Source organism: Acetobacter oeni, assembly GCF_011516825.1.
In the GTDB taxonomy this organism is placed as follows: Bacteria; Pseudomonadota; Alphaproteobacteria; order Acetobacterales; family Acetobacteraceae; genus Acetobacter; species Acetobacter oeni.
Genome location: NZ_WOTA01000004.1, coordinates 99,629 through 120,231, shown reverse-complemented (window position 1 = coordinate 120,231; position 20,603 = coordinate 99,629). Strand labels below are relative to the sequence as shown.

Below are 20,603 nucleotides of genomic sequence, written 5' to 3'. Positions count from 1 at the left end.
TGGTCATCTTAACTGAAAACATACCGAATCAGAAGGAGACTTCATCATGTCAGTTCAGGCCATTGAAGATCGCATGACCGACCAGAACCGCTTTGCCGGCATCCGTCGCGACTATACGGCGCGTGACGTGGCCCGTCTTGCCGGTTCGTTTCCGATTGAACACACCATTGCACGGATGGGTTCCGATCGTCTGTGGAAGCTTTTGCATGAGGAGCCTTACATCAATTCGCTGGGCGCGCTGACGGGCAACCAGGCGATGCAACAGGTCAAGGCGGGGCTGAAGGCGATTTATCTGTCTGGCTGGCAGGTTGCGGCGGATGCGAATCTGGCGGGTGAGATGTATCCGGATCAGTCGCTTTATCCGGCGAACTCGGTGCCGAATGTTGTGCGCCGGATCAACAATGCACTGCGTCGCTGTGACGAGATTGCGACGCTTGAGGGGGATCGGAACCAGTACTGGATGGCGCCGATCGTGGCGGATGCGGAGGCTGGTTTCGGCGGATCGCTCAATGTATTCGAGCTGATGCGGGCGATGATCGCGGCGGGCGCGGCGGGGGTTCATTTTGAGGACCAGCTCGCGTCCGAGAAAAAGTGCGGGCACCTGGGCGGCAAGGTTCTGATTCCGATTTCTCAGCATATCCGCTCGCTGAACGCGGCGCGGCTGGCGGCGGATGTCGAGGGGGTTTCGACGATTCTGGTCTGTCGCACGGACGCGCATTCGGCGCAGCTGCTGACGGCGGATGTGGATGAGCGGGATCGTCCGTTTCTGTCCGGTGAGCGGACTTCGGAGGGGTTCTTCCGGATTAAGGAAGGTCTGGGCGTGGAGTATGCGATTGCGCGTTCTCTGGCTTATGCGCCGTATGCCGATCTTTTGTGGTGGGAGACGTCCGAGCCGAATCTGGCGGAGGCAACGCAGTTTGCCGAGGCCATTCACAGGGAGTTTCCGGGCAAGCTGCTGGCGTATAATTGCTCGCCGTCCTTCAACTGGAAGAAGAAGCTGTCTGAGTCGGAAATTGCGACGTATCAGCAGAAACTTGGTGAGCTTGGCTACAAGTTCCAGTTTGTCACGCTGGCGGGGTTCCATGCGCTGAACTACTCGATGTTCAGGCTTGCTCACGGCTATGCCGAACGGGGCATGGCGGCCTATTCCGAGTTGCAGCAGGCGGAGTTTGCGGCGGAAGCGGATGGCTACACGGCAACGCGGCATCAGCGGGAGGTTGGCACGGGCTGGTTCGACGCGGTGGCGTCGATTGCGAGTGGCGGTCAGTCCTCGACGACGGCGATGCATGGTTCGACGGAGCACGATCAGTTCCATGACAGGAGCATTTCGTTTGAGAAAGAAAAAGTTCCGGTCTGAATTTTTCGTCAGGCTTCATCTTCTCTGAGCATCCGTGTGCCGGTCTGCTTCCGGGCAGGCCGGACGCCGTTTTCCGTTTCTGAAAAACACATGAGGACCGGGCGTTGTTACGGCGTTCCGGTTCGGGGAGACACGACATGACATCGCGTATCCGGATTGAGACAATCAGCGTCGATCGCGCGTTTCATCAGTTCATCAACGCCGAGGTTCTGCCGGGGACCGGTATTCCGCAGGAGACATTCTGGGAGGGGCTTTCGGCGCTGGTCGATGAGTTCGGCCCGCAGATCGGGCATGCTTTGCAGCAGCGGAACCGGTTGCAGACGGCGATTGATGGTTTTCTGCTTGAGAACGGGAATTCCGATGCGGAGACCCGGACGCGGTTTCTGCGGGACATTGGTTACATCGAGGACGCGCCGCCTCCGTTCTGCGTGACCTCGTCCGGTGTGGATGCGGAGATCACGCAGGTTGCGGGGCCGCAGCTTGTCGTGCCGGTGAATAATGCCCGTTATGCGCTGAATGCGGCGAATGCGCGCTGGGGCAGCCTGTATGACGCGCTGTATGGCACGGATGCGATTTCGCAGGTTGAGCCGTTTGCGCCGGGTCCGCGCTACAATGCGATGCGCGGGCATGCGGTGGTGCGGCGCGTGCGGCAGTTTCTGGATGAGACCGTGCCGCTTCTGCTCGGCAGTCATGCCGATGTCGTGCAGTATTATGTTCATCATGGTGAGTTGCATGCGGCTCTGGAATGTGGTCGCACGACGGGGCTGCGGCATCCGACGCAGTTTGCCGGTTTCCAGGGGGCGCCGCGCGCGCCGCGAACGGTGCTGCTGAGCAATCGCGGGCTGTATATCGAGCTGCGTTTTGACCGGGAGAGTGCTGTCGGGAGTGGCGATCTGGCGGGGATCAGCGATGTGCTGATGGAATCCGCGCTCAGTACGATCATGGATTGCGAGGACAGTGTTGCGGCGGTGGATGTGACCGACAAGATTCTTGTTTATCGCAACTGGCTCGGTCTGATGCGGGGCACACTGACGGCGGCGATTCCGCGGGACGGGATGGTGATGACGCGGCAGCTGGCGAAGGACCGGCGTTATACGGCGCCGGACGGGGGATCTGTGACGTTGCCGGGGCGGAGTCTGCTGTTGGTGCGGACGGTCGGGCATCACATGTTCACGGATGCGGTGCTGGATCAGGACGGGCGGGACATTCCGGAAGGCCTGCTGGACGCGGCGGTTCTGTCGCTGGCGGCGCTGCATGATCTTCAGGGCAATGGCGCTGTGCGGAACAGCCGGACGGGGTCGATCTATATTGTCCGGCCCAAGATGCATGGTTCGAAGGAGGTTGCGCTGTCCGATGCGATTTTTGCGCGGATCGAGGACATGCTTTCGCTTGAGCGCAACACGATCCGCATGGGGATCATGGATGAGGAGCGGCGCACGAGCGTCAATCTTGCGGCATGTATTCACGCGGCGCGGGAGCGGGTGTTCTTCATCAACACCGGGTTTCTCGACCGGACGGGCGATGAGATTCACACCTGCATGAAGGCGGGGCCGGTGGTTCGCAAGGGCGACATGAAGAACACGTCCTGGATCAGGGCTTATGAGCAGAGGAATGTTGCGATCGGGCTTGAGGCCGGGCTGAGGACCGGGCCGGACGGGCATGGGCAGATCGGCAAGGGTATGTGGGCGATGCCGGACCGGATGGCCGACATGGTTGAGCAGAAGGGCGCTCAGTTGCGGGCCGGGGCGAGCACGGCATGGGTTCCCTCCCCGACCGCTGCGACGCTTCATGCGCTGCACTATCACATGACAGATGTGGTGGCTGTTCAGCGTGATCTCGGCCATCGGGCTCCGGTACCTCTGGACGATCTGCTGACGATGCCTCTGGCGTGTGGTGAGAACTGGTCGGAGCAGGAGATCGCTCTGGAACTGGACACGTCTTTGCAGAGCATTCTCGGTTATGTGTCACGCTGGGTGGATATGGGGATTGGCTGTTCGAAGGTGCCGGATCTGAATAATGTCGGTCTGATGGAGGATCGTGCCACGCTGAGGATTTCGTCACAGCATATTGCGAACTGGCTGATGCACGGGATTGTCACCGAGGCGCAGGTTGAGATGTCTCTGGCACGGATGGCGCGGGTTGTGGACGAGCAGAACCGGGATGAGCCGGGTTATGTGCCGCTCTCGACGCATCAGGACGGGCCGGCGTTCATGGCGGCCCATGATCTGGTGTTCACCGGCGCGCTCCAGGCGTCCGGCTATACCGAGACTATTTTGCACAGGCGTCGGCGGGAAGCGAAAATCCGTCATGATATCGAGGAGGTTTCGCATTTCGAGCCGGAGCTGGTGGCTGGCTGAAGAGGAGGTTTGCGGTGTTCCGGTCGGGCGATGCGGCCGGAACACCGGTAGTGGCGCCCGTTATTGACGGGGCTGGTTATTTCGGAAATGCCGGCTGACCGTTCCAGGCTGACAGGCCGCCATCGACCATCAGGACATGGCCGCTGATGAAGCCGGCGTCCTCGCTGGCGAGAAAGAGCATGGCTGCGGCCATGTCCTCTGTTTCGCCGTATCTGCCGAGCGGGATGGCTGCGATCAGGCGGCTGACATAGTCTTTGTTGTTCAGCAGTTCTTCCGTCATGCCGGTTCTGGTTACGGCCGGTCCGATTGCGTTGACGCGGATGCCGTACTGACCGAGTTCAACGGCCAGCGCCCTTGTCATCTGTACGACGGCGCCTTTTGAGACATCGTAGAAAAACGTATTCCGGTCGCCGGCCGTACCGGAAATGGAAGCTGTAAAAACGATGTTTCCACGGCTCTTTTTCAGATGCGGCAAAGCAGCTTTGGCGGCGAAAATGCTGCCGTCGACATTGGTGGCGCAGATTGTCTTCCAGTCATCGACATCGGTTTCCTCCAGTGTGCCGATCTTTGAGACACCGGCGTTACTGATCAGGATATCGATCCGTCCGAAGCGGTTTACGGTTTCGTCGATGACGGCATTGACCTGGTCTTTTTTCGAGATATCGGCTGTTCGGGTGGCGGTGCGGTCTGACGGCAGAGATGAGGCGAGTTTTTTCAGGCCGTCTTCCGACAGGTCGGTGAGCATAACGGATGCGCCTTCATCGGCCAGTCGTTTTGCGGTAGCTTCGCCGATGCCGTTTGCCGCGCCCATGATGATGGCGACTTTTCCATGAAAGCGGTGGGTGTTTTTGTGAGTCATTCTTCTGTCCTGTCTGCTGTTCTTCAGGACAAAACGAGCCGGACCGGGAGATGGTTCACGATGTTTCTGGTCGGTCTCTTTGTAATAATGCAGTATTGGTTTAAGTTAAATTCCTGTATTCTATGAATAAAAGTCTGTGTCAGGTGCGGCCTCTCAGCTTTGCAATCAGGCGTCGTGCGGGCAGAGCGAGACGCCAGCCCAGATAGACCGGCGCCATCAGTTTTTTCTGCCAGGTGGCGACGATCCGAATCTGGTCGAGATCGCTGAGCGCGACATGCAGAAGGTGGCGCAGTTCCTGCTGGTTGGCGTCAAGAACGGGACGGAGTTCGTGGCGGCTGATTTTCAGCTCATCGAGCTGAATTTCGAGCCGGGACATCTGTCGCCGCAGTTCGGCATTTGTATTTTCCTGTTCGGCAATTTTCTCGCGTATGTCTTCGACGGGTCTTACGAGAGCAGCGAGGAGGCCGAGGAGTTCCGGCTGTTTATCGAGCATCTCGCGCAGGAGGCGGTTTCGCAGCAGGACATTTTGTAGCCGGTGGTCCGATACGGACCCGATGATGGAGTTGCTGTAGATCGAAGTTCCGTCCGTCTGACGAAGGTGATAACTGGCCAGCGGCTGGTGAATGAATCCTATGTCGCCTTCCTGGATCAGGCGGATATTGAAATCCCAGTCTCCGAGAACCGGCAGTTCAGCATCGAATGTGCCGATCTGTGCGAGGACGGAGCGGCGGAAGAGGAAGCAGATCGGCGCAAAGGGATTGTGATAGAGCATTTTCCCGTAATCGACGACGCCATCGTCATGTTTCCAGATATGTCTTCTGGTTTCGCGGACTGTTCCTTCTTCGATCTCCTCGTTGATGACAACGCAGTCCGTGGCGACGCCGGGGCAGTGAGTATTTTTCGGGCTGTTGAGAAAGCAGACTGTTTCGCGGAGGAAATCGACATCCCAGGTGTCGTCGTCATCGTGAACGACGACGAATTCTTCCTCTCCCGCTGCCAGGGCGGCGTTGGAGGCGGCCTCCATGCCCAGGCTCGTTTCATGGTGGATGACGGTGAGCTGGTCTCCGAAGACGGTGCGATACAGGGCGAGCTGGTTTTCCAGGGCTTCTCTGTCGCCGCCGTCGTTCACCAGATAGAGGTGCCAGTCGGGGAAGGATTGCAGGCGGACGCTGCCCAGGGCGCGGGGCAGCAGCAGCGGGCGGTCTTTTGTGCGCATGATGACCGCGACGTAACCCTGTTGTGGTCTCGTCGGATGGATGGGCTCGGACGTGTTTATGTTCATGCGGGCTGTCCCGATCTGCGTGGGACGGGTTTTACCCGGGCTGGCCCGTTTGTAAAATCCGGGGCGTGCCGCCGGCTTCGTTTCCGGTGTAAAACTGTGCCGGTCCGCTGTTTCAGATCCTGGTATCGCCCTGCTGATCGACATAGAGGGCATACAGCCCGTGGGAGGCCGCCATGAACAGGCGGTTTCGTTTGATGCCGCCAAAGCAGAGATTGGCGCAGCGTTCGGGAAGCGGGATGAAGGCGCGCAGGGCGCCGTCCGGGCCGAAGATTTTCACGCCGTTCTGCTCCGGCTGGCCGCCCCAGCCGCACCAGAGATTGCCGGCCGTGTCGCAGCGGAAGCCGTCTCCGGCTTCGTCCCGTGGCGCGGTGATCAGAATGTTCCGGCTCGTGATGCGCGTTCGGGTCTCATTGAGGGTGCAGGCCCAGATGAGGTTTGGCTGCGCACCTGTGTCGATGACGTATAATATTCGCCGGTCGGGTGAGAAGCAGAGGCCGTTGGGATTGATGAAGCCGTCATCGGCGAGATGCACGGTTCCGGACGGGTCTGTTCTGTAGAGCGCCGCTGGCAGTTCAGGCTCGCCCCCGCCTCCTTCATACGGGCTGAGGAGACCGTAATCGGGATCGGTGAACCAGATGGAGCCCTCTGGTCCGGTAACGATATCATTGGGTGAATTGAGGCGTTTTCCGTTGAAGCGGTCTGCCAGCACGGTGATTGTGCCGTTATATTCCGTGCGCGTGACGCGTCGTGTTTCGTGTTCGCAGGTGATGAGGCGACCCTGATTGTCGCGCGTGTTGCCGTTTGCGTGGTACGAGGGGGCGCGGAAGACGGAGGAGCGGCGCGTTTCCTCGGACCAGCGCAGGATGCGGTTGTTCGGGATATCGCTCCAGAGCAGGTAGCGGCCGTCTCCGAACCAGACGGGGCCTTCCGCCCAGGCGGTTCCGGTCACCAGTCGTTCGGTATCGGAAAGAGTCGGGATGACATTTCGGAATTCCGGATCGAAGCAGGTGGCGGCAAACCGGTCACGCGGCAGGAAATCGGGGGCTGCCGCGTCGCTCAGACCGGTTGCGAAGGATGGGATCACGTTTATCAGGCCTCCTCGCCTTCCATATGCGCGCCGGGCAGCGTGGGCGGACGATAAAACACGGCAGCGGTGACGGCCAGCGTGCCGATAATGACTGAGGTGCTGATGGCGACGGGCAGTCCGTAGCGGCTGCCGAGCCATGGCACGAAAAATCCTGCGATCCCCTGCCCCAGCGCGGCCAGAGCGTAACTGCATCCCATTCCGAACGAGCGGGAAGAGGATGGAAAACGCTGTGAAAGGTAATGCGGCACGAGGGCGAAGACGGCGTTACCGAACAGGCCCATGACGAGGGCGGCTGGCAGGAGGATGGCGTCGCTCTGCCCTGACACGAACGGCCAGATATCCAGCAGTGTGATGAGGAAGTAACCGACAAAGACGGGCCGCTCCCCGATCCGGGCGGCGAGCAGGCCGCATACTGGTTTTCCCGCCAGCGAGCCGACGCAGTAGGCGGCGATCAGGGGAAAGATCGCGCCGGGCGAGAGTTTCTGCACTTCCCGCAGGACGGTCGGGTAGAAGCTGTAGATGGCCGCGTTCTGGAACTGGAGCACCGCCATGAAGATGAAAGCCTGAATGGCGGCGCCGGTGAGTTTCAGTTTTGGCGGACTGACGGGTCTGGTGTTCTGTCGGGCTGTTTCCTGTGTTTTCAGCCAGACGGGGCTTTCCGGCACGCCGCGCCGGATGAACACGGCCAGCACGGCGGGCAGCACGCCGATGACGAACAGGCCGCGCCAGCCCCAGTGTGGCAGCACGAAGGGCTGTATGGCGGCGGCGGCAAGGAAGCCGCATTCGTATCCGGCCATCATGATGGCCGAGGCCAGGGAGCGGGACCGGGCCGGCACACTTTCCATCAGGAGAGCGGCGGAGGCTGTCCATTCGCCGCCGAAGCCGATGCCGAACAGGAACTGCACGGCGACCATGCCGGCGTAGGTCCATGTGACGGCGGTGAGGCCGGAGAAGGCCGCGAACCACATGACGCCGAGCATGAAGGTGATTTTACGGCCGTGTTTGTCCGACAGCCAGCCCCAGCTCGTATTGCCGATGACGCGGCCGATGCTCTGGGCGGTGATGACGAATCCCATTGCCGTCAGACCGGCTCCGAGCGAGTGGCCGATATCGGGCAGGCAGAGCAGGAGCGCCACCTGATCGAAGGCGTCCATGAACCATCCGAGGAAGGCGGCGATGGTGACGCGCCAGTAGGGTTTCAGCGCGGTGAAAGCGCCGGTGTCGTCATGATCCTGCTGCGGCGTGGCGCCGGGCAGGGAGAGGGTGGATTGCTGCGCCACTTCTTCTTCTCCCCTGTGCATGCAGGCTGCACGGGCTGGTGTTATCCGTCTTTATTTTGTGTGGGACGGAATTCTGTTTCTCCGGACGGATATTTTACCACTCGGCGAATGAGCCGTCCGCATGGCGCCAGACCGGGTTGCGCCAGCGGTGACCTTCCCTCGCCTTTTCCTGCACGTAGTCTTCATTGACCTCGATGCCGAGGCCGGGGGCGTCGGGGATCGCGACGAAGCCATCCACATAGGAAAAGACGTTGGGGTCGGACAGGTAATCGAGGAGATCGTTCGTGGCGTTGTAGTGGATGCCGAGGCTCTGCTCCTGGATGAAGGCGTTGTAGCAGACGGCATCGAGTTGCAGGTTGGCGGCGAGAGCGATCGGGCCGAGCGGGCAATGGAGCGCGAGGGCGACATCGTAGGCTTCGGCCATGGCGGCGATTTTCCGGGTTTCGGTGATGCCGCCGGAGTGGGAGGGGTCGGGCTGGATGATGTCGACGCAGCCCTGCTTCAGGATGTTTTTGAAATCCCAGCGTGAGAACAGGCGCTCTCCCAGGGCGATGGGGGTGGAGGTCTGGGCGGTGATTTCGGGCAGGGCGTCGTAATTTTCGCTGAGAACGGGTTCCTCGATGAACATCAGGTCGTAAGGCTGGAGTTCGCGCACGAGGATTTTCGCCATCGGGCGGTGGACGCGGCCGTGGAAATCCACGCCGATGCCGAAATGCGGGCCGACGGCCTCGCGGATGGCGGCGACACGGGCGATGGCGGCATCGACTTTCTCGTGGCTGTCGACGAATTGCAGTTCTTCGGTGGCGTTCATCTTGACGGCGGTGAAGCCGCGTTCTTTCGCGGCGATGGCGGCTTTGGCCGTGTCGGCGGGGCGGTCGCCGCCGATCCAGGAATAGACCCTGATGCGGTCACGGCATTTTCCACCGAGAAGCTGCCAGACGGGCACGCCGAGGGTTTTGCCTTTGATATCCCACAGGGCCTGATCGATGCCGGCGATGGCGCTCATATGGATGGCGCCGCCGCGATAGAAGCCGCCGCGATACATGACGTTCCAGTGGTCTTCAATCAGGGCGGGATCTTTTCCGATCAGGTAGTCCGAGAGTTCGGCGACCATGGTGGCGACGGTCTCCGCGCGACCTTCCACGACCGGCTCACCCCAGCCGCTGACGCCCTCGTCCGTTTCGATTTTCAGGAACAGCCAGCGGGGAGGAACGAGGTATGTTTTGAGCGCGGTGATTTTCATGCTGATTTTCTTTTTATTGTTTATGAGGTCCGGGGTTATGGGAGAGCCCGGATAAAGGCGCCGGCGGCGGCGGAGACGTCTTCGGGGGTTCTGCCGGCCTTGTAGAGCGCGGAGCCGAGACCGAAGCCGGCGGCTCCGGCGCTGAAGTAATCCTGCATGGTGTCGGGGGTGATGCCGCCGACGGGGATGAAGGCGGTGTCTTTCGGAAAGACGCTTTTCCAGGCGGCGAGGATTTTCGGGCCGAGCTGTTCGGCGGGGAACATCTTGAGGGCGGTGGCGCCGGCATTCAGCGCCGCGAAGCCTTCGGTGGGGGTGCAGACACCGGGGGTGCAGATCATGCCTTCCTGCACGGCGCGGGTGATGACGGCGGTATCCGCGTGCGGCATGACGATCAGTTTGCCGCCGGCTTTTGCGACATCGGATGCCATTCCAACCGAGGTGACGGTCCCTGCCCCGACCAGAACTTTATCTCCGAAGGTTTCCTGAAGCAGGGCGATGCTTTTCAGGGGGTCGGGGGAGTTCATCGGCACCTCGATGATGGTAAATCCGGCATCGACGAGGGCCTGCCCGATAGCGACGGCTTCATCGGGTCTGACGCCACGCAGGATGGCGATCAGCGGACATCGGGCCATGGCTCTGGAAAAAGCATTCATACGAGCGGTCCTTTTTCGGAACGGGGATCGGGGACGAGCCCGGCTTTCCGGGCGATGAGAAACAGTCCGGCGGCGGCGGTGTTGCCGATCAGTTCCGGCTCCGGATAGCCGAGAATACGGAAGGCTGTCCGGTAGTGTTCGCAGAGGGTGTCTTCACCGGCGATGACCGGCGGGGTTTCGCGGGGCTGGAGGTGGATGCCGGCCTGGATCTCATCGCCGATCAGCAGACCGGAGAGATAATCCGGGGCGCAACTGGCGGCGAGGTTTCCGGCGAGCACCAGGGCGCGGTCCGAGAACAGGCGGGCGGACAGGGGAATGCCGGTCTTCGCGGACAGGACGCCCTGTCTGAATGCGGCTGCGCGGTTGTCGGGGGTGGTCGGTTCCGTGGAGGACAGGCGGCCAAGAATGCTGTGTTTTGACAGCACGGCGTAGAGTTCGCCTGTCATGAAGGTTCGGAATTCTGTCAGGGCGCCCTCTTTGACGATGGCCCATTTTGAGTGGGTGCCGGGGAGCACGATGGTGGTGTGCGATGTCGTGCCGGGGTGTTGAGCGAGGACGCCCGCGATCTGGGTTTCCTCGCCGCGCATGACGTCGGGCATGGCGCCGCGCTGCATGAGACCGGGCACGATATGGAGCGGGCCACGGGGGGTCGGGTGGATTTCGAGTTTATCCGCCAGGCCGGCGATGGAACCGGGGCATGGCAGGTAGGCGACGTTACGCAGGCCGTTTGCGCTGCCGATCATGCCGCAGGCGATCAAAGGGAGGTCTGGCCAGGGGGTGCAGATTTTTTCCAGCACGGCGTTAAAGCCGCCTTCCGGCAGGTTGAGGATGCCGTGCGGAAGGATTTTTTCTTCCTGCGTCTGTCCGGTGCTGTCGAACAGCCAGGCTCTGAGCGAGGAGGTGCCCCAGTCGAGCCCGATCAGGACGGGTGACGGGACAGGTTCAGGCTGCATCGGAGCGTTCGCCTTTCCAGCCGAGCTGACGGGACAGGGCTTCGGCTGTGTGCCGGACCATCGGGGCCAGTTCTTCCATGCGGCGTCTGGGCAGATAGGGCGAGGCGCTGGCGACGCTAAGGGCTGCCGTGATCTGGCCGTTGCTGTCGCAGACGGGGGCCGCGACGCAGTGGATACCCGGTTCGTTGTCTTCCAGATCGAAGACGTGGCGGGACTTCTGATAGCCGCGCATCCGTGTGAGCCAGGAGGCGAATTTTTCCGGCTGTCCTCCGGCGAGGTGGTAGAGACGTTCCCACTCCATGGGGGTGTCGTCGAGGATGAGGGCGCGTCCGATGCCGGTCAGTGCCAGCGGCAGACGCAGGCCTGTGCGGGAGCGCATTTCCAGGCCACGCTGGCCGTAGACTTTATCGAGATAGAGTACGTCATCGCCGGAGCGGATGCCGAGATGCACGGTGTCGCGTGTGCGGTCTCCGAGGTTGCGCAACAGGGGTTTCGCGAGGTCGCGGAGCGGGTTTTCCTCCTGTCCTGAAGCGAGCTCCAGCAGGCAGGGACCGAGAGCGTAGGTATGGTCGCTGTTCTGGACGAGCCAGCCGGTCTGGACGAGGGCGGAGGCCAGGCGCTGTGTCGTGCTTCGGGACAGGGTGAGATGTGCCATCAGGGCCGGGATTGTGGTGTGTCCGGCGCTGACGGCGACCATAAGTGTCAGCCCTCTCCCGAGGGTCTGTGTGCCGTCCGGCCAGATCTGACTTACCTTGTTCATTGTTATTGGTTTCCGGTTCGGGTCAGTGACCGGAATCAGTAGGGCGGGCTTTTCGGAAATTCAATATGTAGTTTTTTGTGCCCACATAATGGGTTTTTGGTTTCCGGCGCGGGATGCTGACGGGGCGCTGTTTGCCGGTCTCCGTGCGGTAATTCTGTGCGGTCTGTTCTGGCCGGGGTATCGTGTTTGTGATCGGGATGGCGGGCTGAGGGTGTGTTGCTGCGTTTGTGTGAGTGGTGGCCCCTGCCCTGTTGCGGAATGGTTTATGTGGGAGGATTCCGGACGTGTTGTGCGGAGTTCCGGATAAAAGCGGCGGGTCTGATCTTTTGAGAGTTTTGCCGCGTGCAAATACTGAGCGGTTACTCTTCGACGGTGTCTCTGAATGACCGGCTCGCTTTGGAACGATGGAGAACATTTACCACTGCGATACTGTCGAATAGCAGAAACATGCCTGCTTCGTCTCCGATCTGATGCAGGAATTGGATATCCGGCAGAGAGTTGGGTCATCGGTGTCAGGAAAGGCTGTTCGCGCCCGCTGAGTCCGATGGCGCGGGAGATTATGGATTCTGCGTTTCTTATTCTTCCAGTTTGATGTCCGGACGCATTTCGCTGACGGCTTCCGGCTTTGCGGCATCCTGCCAGTGATTGCCGAAATGGGTGCGGACATAATTGACGACATCGGCGATCTGTTTGTCGTTGAGGAGGCCAGAGAACCAGGGCATACCGCCGCGGCCATTGAGAACCATGTAGATGGGATAACCGGGGTCCTGAAGTCTGGCGTTACCGGCGAGCGCGGGGAAACCGGCTCCTGCAATGTTTCGCGCGCCTTTGCCGTCCGGCATGTGGCAGGCTTGGCAGACGTGGTGGTAGACGGCTTCGCCTGTTGCCATGGGTTGCAGGCTGCCGGCCTCGCCGCTGGCGGTGTCGGCGCACGCAGTGTGTGGCAGGACGGTCCCGGCGAGGAGGATTGCGAGGAGCAGAAGAAAACGGCGCATCAGGCGGCTCCTGTCGCGCGTTTGTGCAGTTGGGTAGCGGCGGCGAGTGAGGAGAGGATGGCGCCTTCCTGCCAGCAGCCGACATAGGAGGCGTGTTCGCCGGCGAGAACGATGCGGTTATCCATGGAGACCAGTGTTTTGTAGTGGGCTTTACGGGCCTGTTCTGACCACATGCTGCAGCAACCAAGGGTCCAGGGCATGCGGCTCCAGGCGACGCCGATTCCGTTGAGAAATTCGCTTCGGTATTGTTTCGGGTGGAAAACCGAACCCTGCCGGAGCCCTTCCTCGACGCGTTGCGCCGGGGTCATGCCGGCGAAATCGTAAGCGGCGGGGCCGAACATGTAGCCACCGAGCAGGACGGCCGGGCCTTTTGAGAGGGCGCCGTGACCGGGGTAGGAGATCTGGCTGATAGGCTGGTCGGTGAAGCTGATGCCGCCGTAGATCTGGTCGTCTTCCTCCCAGAAGCGTCGTTTGAACTCGAAGGCGAGTTTCACGGAGGAAGCATAAGGAACAGCGGCGATGGCTGATTTCAGGGGGCCGCTGACCTGGATATCGAGTTGCGACAGGACGGGCAGCGGGATGGTGCAGACGCAGTAATCGGCGGCGGCTTCGCGGATGGCGTTGCCGTGAGCTGTGTCTTTGTAGGTAACTTTGACGCCGTGATCGTCCTGGTGGATGGACGTGACCGCACAGCCGAGCGTGATGAGGTCGTGGACCCTGCTGGCAAATCCTTTGCCGATATTGTCCATGCCGCCGACGGGCTGGAACATGGTTGTCTGCATATCCAGAGCTTCGGGGAAGGCCATCCATTGCCAGAGGCCGGATTTCATCACTTCGGCGCGGGGGAATGGCGTGGAGTAGGTCGGCGCGCCGTCGATACCGGCGGAAGGCATTTTGTCGTAGCCGCGACGGAGCGATGAGCGGGCGCCGGAGGCCCATGTGCCTTTGTCGCTGAGACCGGCCCAGCCACGAACGGTGCTGAGGACATGTTCGCGCTCTTCCGGCATGACGAGGTCATCGAGCTTGTGCTGGTCGATGGCTTTGGCGAGCAGTTCACCGGTGTAGCCGTTTATGTCCGAGGCGAGCTCACGGTAGCGGACAGGTTTGCCGCCAAATGTTGAGGAAGAATGCAGCCAGGCGTTGTGATTGAGCTGCACGAAGGGTTCGAGGGCGATCCTGAATTCGCGGCAGTAATGGAGCAGGCCCTGGTGATGGTAAGGGATACGCCAGGGGCCTGGATTGATATAGTTACCGGGTGCGAAACCAACTTTCTGCGTCGCGCCGCCGAGTTCGGTGAGGGTGTCGCCGCCGCGAAGGGTGATGTTGCGACCGCCGGCCCGGTTCTGGAATTCGAGGATACGCACGCTGTAACCGGCGCGGCGGAGTTCGTAAGCGGCGAGCATGCCGGAGAGGCCGGCGCCCAGGACGAGGACGGTGGTTCCGGGTCTGGCTCCGGTGAGGTGTGGAGGGCCTTTGAAGTCGGTCCCCATGGCGTGGCCCAGGCTGGTCATGGCCTGATAGAGGCCGGCGCTGCCGGCGAGGATACCGATCCGGGTCAGCAGTTGTCTGCGTGTCTGTGCCGGATAGCGGGACTCCGTCGTCATAATCTGTCCTCAGGTGGTTTCGGCAAACAGGGCAGACGGAGGTTTGAGTGTTCTCCGCCTGTTTTCTGATTCAGAAGGTAACGTTCAGGCGGCCGTAATAATACCCGCCGGTGACGGGCACCTGGAGCGAAAACTGATCGTAGACCTGTGCGCCGTAAGCGTTGGCGACCTGGGGCACTTTGCGGGGGCGGACGTTGAAGATGTCGTTCGCGCCGACGGCGAGGTGAAAGTGCTGGTTGAACCGGTAACCGATTTCGAGATCTGTCAGCCAGCGCGGCGTGTTTTTGAACTGCATGAAGCAGCTGTTCGAGTAGCGAAGAGCTTTTCCGTCCGCGCCGCAGGTCAGAGCGCCGTTGGTCCAGTCCTGATATTCGAGCATGTCGGTGGTTTCGCCGTAACGTGTCTGGCGCACGTTCACGTCCCATTTACCGACGGTGTAATAGGCGTTGAGGATGATTTTGCTGCGTGGATAGGCGGTGGTGATATAGCCGATATTCTGTGCGTTCAGAATGGGATTCCCGGTTGAATCCAGTCCGTTATGGTGCAGGCGGGTGCGGTTCAGATCGAGCGCCATTGTCAGCATCAGATTGCCGTAGCGATGCATGCGGAAGGTGTAATCGGCCTTGATATCGAGCCCCTGTGTGCGGGTGCTGGCGCCGTTGGTCAGATAATAGGCGCTGTCCTGCGAGGTATCGGTGAGTGCCGGGCCGGCAAGGGTATAGCCCATGGCCTCGATGGCGTTCACCGCGGCCTGACCGTTGACGGTGCCGCCGCCGACGATGCGGTCACGGAGATTGATCTGGTAAACGTCCGCCTCGACATGGAAGCCGTTGACGGGTTCCAGGACGATGCCGCCGCTGGCGCTGACGGACTGTTCGGGCTTCAGCTTCGAGGCGCCGAGGGAGCGTGCGGCGGCTGAATCGACCGCGAGCATACCGGAGGCGCTGGACGGACCGACGTTCATGGCGCTGTAGTGCTGTTCAGCGAGTGTTGGCGCCCGAAAGCCGGTGCTGATCGTGCCGCGAACCGCGATGCGTTTTGTGATATCATAGCGTGTGGAGATCTTGCCGTTCTGGGCGTTGCCGACATCGGTGTAGTGTTCGAAGCGGCCGGCGAAGTCCAGGTCCCAGTTCTTCAGGAGACGGAAATCGCCGTCGATATAGGCTGCAAAGATATCGCGATGCCAGTTGCCGGCGCTTTGCGGGCCGAGGCCGGCATAACCCTGCGTGCCGCCGAGCTGGTAGGAGTTCGGGTTGCCGGCCAGGATCTGGTAGGTTTCCAGCCGGTGTTCGCCGCCGACCGCGAGGGTCATCGGCACGGCATGGGCGATGTTGAAGTGGTGGCGGAAATCCAGATTATTCGTCCACTGCGCCATGCGATACGTTTCGGCGCGGGTTGACGAGGGCGACCAGCCGCATCCGTCCGTTGAATAATAGGCGCTGGACGGACTGGTTGAGCAGGTGGAGGCCAGCATGCCGGTGTTGGCTGTGTTTTTGTTGCCGATTTTGGTGCCGTCGGCGCCGTAGGTTGAGCTGGCGTCCCAGTCCCAGCTTCCGAACAGTTTGTCGCCTTTCAGGCCCATTGTTACGGCATAATCGTTTTCTTCGTTGGTTTCGAGCGGTGAGTAACCGTAAGGATACATGCCAGGTGCGCTGCTCGGGATACGGTAATTCTCATAGGCTTCGCCGTGGCGGTGAGCGTAGGTCAGGTTTCCGTAGAACTGCAGGCGGTCATTGATAATGTCCTTACCCCACTCCATGCCGAAATTTTCGCGGGTTTCTTCAGGGCGACCGAGGATCTTGTTAGAGTTAGCCGGGACATTGATCGTGTTTGACTGAACACCTGTGTAATAGGCGCTCGTTGAGGCGCCTTCCGGCCAGTAACCGAGCAGGCGATGATCTTTGGCGCCGACGGTCATGTGGTCGGTGTGGTACATCTGGCCGCTGAGGTGCAGGAAGCCGTTATCGCCCCATTTGACGCCACCATCGGCATTGAGCTGGTATTGCCAGCCGTCGCCGTTATAGGCGTTTGCGCCGGTCTGGGCGCTCATGTTGACGCCGTGATTTGTTTTCTTCGTGATGATGTTGACCACGCCGGCGATGGCGTCCGAGCCGTACATGGCCGCCGCGCCGTCTTCCAGTACTTCGATGTGGTCGATCATGTTGGCGGGGATCATGTTGAGATCCGCGCCTGTCGAGCCGAACTGCGGGCCTGAATCCGCGACGATATTGGCTGTGGAGTGCCTGCGTTTGCCATCGATAAGGACGAGGACTTCGTTTGGTCCCAGGCCGCGCATCTGGATGGATGATGTCAGGGCTGCTGAATCGGCGCCCATCGCAACGACGTTGATTGAGGCGTAGGTCCGCGTCAGGGCGTCCGCCAGATTGACCTGCCCGGAACGGGCCAGGGTGGCGGCGGAGACGACGGTGACCGGGGATGAGCTTTGCCGTGCATGGCGATTGGTGGCGTGCGTTCCCGTCACGATGACGGCTTCGCCGGAATCGGCGGATGCGACATAGGGTTGCTGCGTGGCTGTTGGGGTCCGTGCCTGTGATTTTGTGGTGACGGATTGTGCTGTTGCTGGCCGGGTGGTTTTTCCTTTCAGCCCGGTATGATGTCTGACGACGGTGGAGGCGGCTTCAGACGTCGTGATTGCAGACGGCATTGCCAGAATTGTCGCTGCGATGAGCTTTGTTCTTAGCTTCATGAAATTGGGTCTTCTCCGCAGAACCGTTACGATTGGGCAACTTCGCGAAGTAACGCTAAATTTATTTTTGTTTCAATATAATTTTGATTACGAAACATTAAAGCTGCCGGTTTGTTGCCGCTTCGACACATGCTGAACTGAACGATGGGGTTAACCGGCCCTGAAATCGTGCGGGGCGGACACATCAGTCCGATGATAAAGATGTGGCGCCGAGAGAACGCAGCATAAAAAAAGGGAGGCCGAAGCCTCCCTTTTTCCGGTCTGAACTGTAACTGAGAGAATCAGCCGTGTGTCTGCTGCTTTACGAGCAGATCGCGAATGTCCTGCAGCAGAATTTCGCTCTTGGTTGGCGGAGGCGGCGCGGCGGGGGCATCGTCTTTTGTCGTGTGCATTTTGCTCAGCAGGCGCACGACCCAGAAGATGACCATTGCGACGATCAGGAACTGGATGACCGCGTTGAGGAACACGCCGTAATTGATTGTGACGGAACCGGCTTTCTGGGCCTCCGCGAGGGTTGGCTCGACCGGGCCTTTCAGGGTCACGAAGAGGTTGCTGAAATCTATACCGCCGATGAGCAGTCCGAGGAACGGATTGAAGACGTCTTTCACCAGGCTGTTGACGATGGCGGTGAATGCCGCGCCGATGATCACACCGACGGCCATATCGACCACGTTGCCACGCATAATGAAGGCTCTGAAGTCGGCAACCCAACCCGGAGTATGTACTTTCAGCTTAGTCTCGGCCATTGGACCCTCAGAAAATTTAATGTTGGGCAGGTGTTATCCGGCTTTTCCGGCCATTTTACAACAGTAATGTTAAACCATTCGCAACATATTGCTGACATATTCAGATTATTATCGTATATTTCACAGATATTCATGCGACAATGCGTTTCAGGTCCAGCATAGTCGTAACGGGCACTTACATTACGGGATAAACAGCGGCGTTATCTGGTGGCAAACTGACTGCCAGGCGGCAGTTTTCTCTTCCACAGGGGCATTGCAACGCGCGAATGATATCCGTATAGCAGGCGCCAGTCTGTCCCGGTCGGCATCGGGACTCTCTCCATCGAAAGATTTTTCTGACATGAAGTCCGGTATCCATCCTGAGTATCACGAAATCAATGTCGTCATGACAGACGGCACCGAGTTCAAGACCCGTTCCTGCGCCGGCACGCCCGGTCACACGCTGCGTCTGGACATCGATCCGAAATCTCATCCGGCGTGGACCGGCGTGCAGCGCATGCTTGATACGGGCGGCCAGGTGGCAAAGTTCAACAAGCGTTTTGCGGGTATTGGCAAGCGCAAGGAAGACTGATTGCGCGATCCCGTCGGGAAGCGCCCGAAAAGCCCTGTTTCCGGCAACATACCGGGAACAGGGTTTTTTTTATGATGGTCTGCCTGTCTCTGGTGACGGTGATTTTGGCTTGACCCGAAGGCGGGTCGCGGCCATTACCGTCCCCCAAGAGCGCGCCGGCAGGCACGCAGGGCCGGAGCCTCGCTTCGTCCCGAAGACCGGACCCGGTGCCTGCGTGAGCGCCGAACGACCACGCAGCAACAGGACCGATCGATGACGACGCTTCCCTTAATGCCAAAAGCGACGGCCGTCTGGCTGATCGAGAAAACCGCTCTGACGTTCCAGCAGGTGGCTGAATTCTGCGGCATGCATCCGCTTGAGGTGCAGGCCATCGCGGATGGTGAAGTCGCTCAGGGCATTGTGGGTTACGACCCGGTTGCGAATCATCAGGTGACGCAGGCGGAAATCAACCGTTGCGAAAAAGATACTAACGCGCGTCTCAAAATTCTTGCAGCCAGCAACCCGGTGAAGCGTCGGGCAAAAGGTGCCCGCTATACGCCGGTTGCGCGGCGCAATGACCGTCCGGACGGGATTGCCTTTCTTCTCCGCAATTTCCCGCAGTTGCAGGACCAGCAGGTTGCCAAGCTGCTGGGCACGACCAAGGACACGATTGCCAAGGTGCGGGACAAGCAGCACTGGAACAGCCCGAACATCAAGCCCCGCGATCCGGTTACGCTGGGTCTGTGCAGCCAGACGGACCTCAATGCTGCCGTAACGGCCGGCAATGATCGTCTGGTTCGTGAAGGCCGGGAAGTTCCTCCCCGGGTTGAAATCAGCGAGGAAGACTGAGTTTCCGCTGTCGCTCGGCCTGCCTTTCCGGCGGGCCGCGACGACGGATTATGGATCAGAGGGTTGTGCGCAGTCTGTCCATTTCTTCTTTTACGCGAAGTTTCTGCAGTTTGAGAGACATGAGCACGCGCTGATCCGGCATCGGCCGGTGTCCTTCGTCGTGGATTTTCGCGTCGAGGGTTGAGTGCCGGCGGTGCAGGCTTTCGATCCGGGACTGTTTGCTCATGGTCTCGCTCCTTCAGTCTGTGGCTGCGATAAAATGACGCTAACGCGTCTTTCGCCGGTTTTTCATGAAAATTTGCTCATGTTTGACATAAGCGGGACTGCGTTGCCGGCTTCTTCCGTTAAGCCATGCATGCGGGATACTGGCGCAACGGCGCTTCGTATCATAACGTGGCCGGGATGTCGTATGCGTGAACGATGGACGATTAAGGCGGGAGGCCACGGACCCTTGACTGAGATCGCCTTGCGAGGCCGGAGGTGCAATGCTGCGTGACCGGGACAGTATGCTGCGCAAGCTACATGAGTTGCGGAGCGAACACCGGGACCTGGATACGGTCATTGACCGTCTGGCCCTTGAACCGATGGATCAGCTCCATCTCCAGCGACTGAAAAAGCGAAAACTTCTGTTGAAAGATGAGATTTCCTGGATTGAGAGTCACCTCATTCCGGACAGCATTGCCTGACCGGGCTGTGAGTCGGGGCCTGATGAAACCTGAAAGGCCCGGGAGCTCGGCGAGCTTTCGGGGGAACCGCTGAGTAATGAATGATATTGAAAACGCGCCTCTGACCGCACCGAATGGCGATGTGGAAGCCGCTGCCGAAGACAGAGGCTCGGCCCGTGTCGGCGTGATTATGGGCAGCCAGTCGGACTGGGAAACCATGCGTCATGCGACTGACATGCTGACCACGCTGGAGGTTTCGTTCGAGGCGCGGATCGTTTCGGCGCATCGCACGCCGGACCGGCTGGCTGAGTATGCGAGGACGGCTGTCGAGCGCGGACTGTCGGTGATTATCGCCGGGGCTGGCGGGGCCGCGCATTTGCCGGGCATGTGTGCGGCCTGGACGCGGCTGCCGGTGCTGGGTGTGCCGGTTGAATCGAAGGCGCTGAAGGGCATGGACAGCCTGCTTTCGATCGTTCAGATGCCGGGCGGCGTGCCTGTGGGGACGCTTGCGATCGGGAAAGCCGGGGCGATCAACGCGGCTCTTCTTGCGGCGTCGATCCTGGCGCTGACTGATGCGGATCTGGCGGCCCGGCTTGATACGTGGCGCGCTCTTCAGACGGCCTCCGTGCGCGATGAACCGGAAGAATAAGGACGGC

The 20,603-nt window shown here is 60.3% G+C and carries 19 protein-coding genes; 6 read left to right on the top strand and 13 right to left on the bottom strand.

Annotated features, from left to right (window positions below; genetic code table 11):
- Positions 1–46 precede the first annotated feature (46 nt).
- Together aceA and GOB90_RS04090 are read left to right on the top strand one after the other, a co-directional pair.
- Entirely contained in the window at positions 47–1,357 is a 1,311-nt protein-coding gene (aceA, locus tag GOB90_RS04095; protein WP_146886011.1) for an isocitrate lyase, read from the top strand.
- Positions 1,358–1,494: 137 nt separating this feature from the next.
- Positions 1,495–3,714, top strand: a complete 2,220-nt coding sequence (locus GOB90_RS04090) for a malate synthase G (RefSeq protein WP_146886009.1) — start codon at positions 1,495–1,497, stop codon at positions 3,712–3,714.
- 76 nt (positions 3,715–3,790) lie between these two features.
- Here GOB90_RS04090 and GOB90_RS04085 read toward each other — a convergent pair whose 3' ends face one another.
- The 12 genes from GOB90_RS04085 to mscL form a co-directional block, all read right to left on the bottom strand.
- Positions 3,791–4,573, bottom strand: coding sequence for a meso-2,3-butanediol dehydrogenase (locus GOB90_RS04085; protein WP_146886007.1), 783 nt, complete (start codon positions 4,571–4,573; stop codon positions 3,791–3,793).
- 139 nt (positions 4,574–4,712) lie between these two features.
- A complete protein-coding gene (locus GOB90_RS04080; protein ID WP_173571912.1) occupies positions 4,713–5,855 on the bottom strand; it encodes a glycosyltransferase family 2 protein in 1,143 nt (380 codons plus the stop codon).
- A gap of 112 nt (positions 5,856–5,967) precedes the next feature.
- Positions 5,968–6,939 (bottom strand): SMP-30/gluconolactonase/LRE family protein, encoded by a 972-nt coding sequence (locus tag GOB90_RS04075; RefSeq protein WP_261765916.1) that lies wholly within the window; start codon positions 6,937–6,939, stop codon positions 5,968–5,970.
- 5 nt (positions 6,940–6,944) lie between these two features.
- Complete coding sequence (locus GOB90_RS04070; protein WP_261765915.1) at positions 6,945–8,222, bottom strand: MFS transporter; 1,278 nt, start codon at positions 8,220–8,222, stop codon at positions 6,945–6,947.
- Between the two features lie 94 nt (positions 8,223–8,316).
- Positions 8,317–9,465 (bottom strand): galactonate dehydratase, encoded by a 1,149-nt coding sequence (gene dgoD, locus GOB90_RS04065; protein WP_146886001.1) that lies wholly within the window; start codon positions 9,463–9,465, stop codon positions 8,317–8,319.
- Positions 9,466–9,500: 35 nt separating this feature from the next.
- Positions 9,501–10,118, bottom strand: a complete 618-nt coding sequence (locus GOB90_RS04060) for a 2-dehydro-3-deoxy-6-phosphogalactonate aldolase (RefSeq protein ID WP_146885999.1) — start codon at positions 10,116–10,118, stop codon at positions 9,501–9,503.
- A complete protein-coding gene (locus tag GOB90_RS04055) occupies positions 10,115–11,071 on the bottom strand; it encodes a 2-dehydro-3-deoxygalactonokinase (protein WP_242011776.1) in 957 nt (318 codons plus the stop codon). Before GOB90_RS04055 ends, GOB90_RS04060 begins: the two co-directional genes overlap by 4 nt.
- Positions 11,061–11,831 carry an IclR family transcriptional regulator gene (locus GOB90_RS04050; protein WP_146885996.1) on the bottom strand — a complete coding sequence of 257 codons (771 nt, stop codon included), beginning with the start codon at positions 11,829–11,831 and terminating at the stop codon, positions 11,061–11,063. Before GOB90_RS04050 ends, GOB90_RS04055 begins: the two co-directional genes overlap by 11 nt.
- Positions 11,832–12,406: 575 nt before the next feature.
- Entirely contained in the window at positions 12,407–12,826 is a 420-nt protein-coding gene (locus GOB90_RS04045; protein ID WP_146885994.1) for a c-type cytochrome, read from the bottom strand.
- Positions 12,826–14,430, bottom strand: coding sequence for a flavin monoamine oxidase family protein (locus GOB90_RS04040; RefSeq protein ID WP_173571911.1), 1,605 nt, complete (start codon positions 14,428–14,430; stop codon positions 12,826–12,828). The genes GOB90_RS04045 and GOB90_RS04040 overlap by 1 nt, the downstream gene beginning before the upstream one ends.
- Before the next feature lie 70 nt (positions 14,431–14,500).
- Complete coding sequence (locus GOB90_RS04035; RefSeq protein WP_146885991.1) at positions 14,501–17,137, bottom strand: TonB-dependent receptor plug domain-containing protein; 2,637 nt, start codon at positions 17,135–17,137, stop codon at positions 14,501–14,503.
- 281 nt (positions 17,138–17,418) lie between these two features.
- Positions 17,419–17,883 (bottom strand): large-conductance mechanosensitive channel protein MscL, encoded by a 465-nt coding sequence (gene mscL, locus GOB90_RS04030; RefSeq protein ID WP_146885989.1) that lies wholly within the window; start codon positions 17,881–17,883, stop codon positions 17,419–17,421.
- A gap of 340 nt (positions 17,884–18,223) precedes the next feature.
- Between mscL and rpmE the strand changes: the two genes are divergently transcribed.
- Both rpmE and GOB90_RS04020 read left to right on the top strand, forming a co-directional pair.
- On the top strand, positions 18,224–18,454 hold the full coding sequence (gene rpmE / locus GOB90_RS04025) for a 50S ribosomal protein L31 (RefSeq protein ID WP_146885987.1): 231 nt from the start codon (positions 18,224–18,226) through the stop codon (positions 18,452–18,454).
- Positions 18,455–18,706: 252 nt separating this feature from the next.
- Positions 18,707–19,282, top strand: coding sequence for a DUF1013 domain-containing protein (locus GOB90_RS04020; RefSeq protein WP_146885984.1), 576 nt, complete (start codon positions 18,707–18,709; stop codon positions 19,280–19,282).
- A gap of 55 nt (positions 19,283–19,337) precedes the next feature.
- Here GOB90_RS04020 and GOB90_RS04015 read toward each other — a convergent pair whose 3' ends face one another.
- The gene (locus tag GOB90_RS04015) at positions 19,338–19,508 is read right to left on the bottom strand and encodes a YdcH family protein (protein WP_146885982.1); all 171 of its coding nucleotides are present in this window, start codon (positions 19,506–19,508) and stop codon (positions 19,338–19,340) included.
- 259 nt (positions 19,509–19,767) lie between these two features.
- Here GOB90_RS04015 and GOB90_RS04010 point away from each other — a divergent pair, with 259 nt between their 5' ends.
- Positions 19,768–19,968 carry a YdcH family protein gene (locus GOB90_RS04010; protein ID WP_146885980.1) on the top strand — a complete coding sequence of 67 codons (201 nt, stop codon included), beginning with the start codon at positions 19,768–19,770 and terminating at the stop codon, positions 19,966–19,968.
- Between the two features lie 76 nt (positions 19,969–20,044).
- Positions 20,045–20,596 carry a 5-(carboxyamino)imidazole ribonucleotide mutase gene (gene purE, locus GOB90_RS04005; protein ID WP_146885978.1) on the top strand — a complete coding sequence of 184 codons (552 nt, stop codon included), beginning with the start codon at positions 20,045–20,047 and terminating at the stop codon, positions 20,594–20,596.
- Positions 20,597–20,603 lie beyond the last annotated feature (7 nt).

Bases quoted from the DNA above. Each gene is read 5' to 3' on its own strand.
- aceA (WP_146886011.1), top strand. From the start codon at position 47: ATGTCAGTTCAGGCCATTGAAGATCGCATGACCGACCAGAACCGCTTT.
- GOB90_RS04090 (WP_146886009.1), top strand. From the start codon at position 1,495: ATGACATCGCGTATCCGGATTGAGACAATCAGCGTCGATCGCGCGTTT.
- GOB90_RS04085 (WP_146886007.1), bottom strand. From the start codon at position 4,573: ATGACTCACAAAAACACCCACCGCTTTCATGGAAAAGTCGCCATCATC.
- GOB90_RS04080 (WP_173571912.1), bottom strand. From the start codon at position 5,855: ATGAACATAAACACGTCCGAGCCCATCCATCCGACGAGACCACAACAG.
- dgoD (WP_146886001.1), bottom strand. From the start codon at position 9,465: ATGAAAATCACCGCGCTCAAAACATACCTCGTTCCTCCCCGCTGGCTG.
- GOB90_RS04060 (WP_146885999.1), bottom strand. From the start codon at position 10,118: ATGAATGCTTTTTCCAGAGCCATGGCCCGATGTCCGCTGATCGCCATC.
- GOB90_RS04055 (WP_242011776.1), bottom strand. From the start codon at position 11,071: ATGCAGCCTGAACCTGTCCCGTCACCCGTCCTGATCGGGCTCGACTGG.
- GOB90_RS04050 (WP_146885996.1), bottom strand. From the start codon at position 11,831: ATGAACAAGGTAAGTCAGATCTGGCCGGACGGCACACAGACCCTCGGG.
- GOB90_RS04045 (WP_146885994.1), bottom strand. From the start codon at position 12,826: ATGCGCCGTTTTCTTCTGCTCCTCGCAATCCTCCTCGCCGGGACCGTC.
- GOB90_RS04040 (WP_173571911.1), bottom strand. From the start codon at position 14,430: ATGACGACGGAGTCCCGCTATCCGGCACAGACACGCAGACAACTGCTG.
- GOB90_RS04035 (WP_146885991.1), bottom strand. From the start codon at position 17,137: ATGAAGCTAAGAACAAAGCTCATCGCAGCGACAATTCTGGCAATGCCG.
- mscL (WP_146885989.1), bottom strand. From the start codon at position 17,883: ATGGCCGAGACTAAGCTGAAAGTACATACTCCGGGTTGGGTTGCCGAC.
- rpmE (WP_146885987.1), top strand. From the start codon at position 18,224: ATGAAGTCCGGTATCCATCCTGAGTATCACGAAATCAATGTCGTCATG.
- GOB90_RS04020 (WP_146885984.1), top strand. From the start codon at position 18,707: ATGACGACGCTTCCCTTAATGCCAAAAGCGACGGCCGTCTGGCTGATC.
- GOB90_RS04015 (WP_146885982.1), bottom strand. From the start codon at position 19,508: ATGAGCAAACAGTCCCGGATCGAAAGCCTGCACCGCCGGCACTCAACC.
- GOB90_RS04010 (WP_146885980.1), top strand. From the start codon at position 19,768: ATGCTGCGTGACCGGGACAGTATGCTGCGCAAGCTACATGAGTTGCGG.
- purE (WP_146885978.1), top strand. From the start codon at position 20,045: ATGAATGATATTGAAAACGCGCCTCTGACCGCACCGAATGGCGATGTG.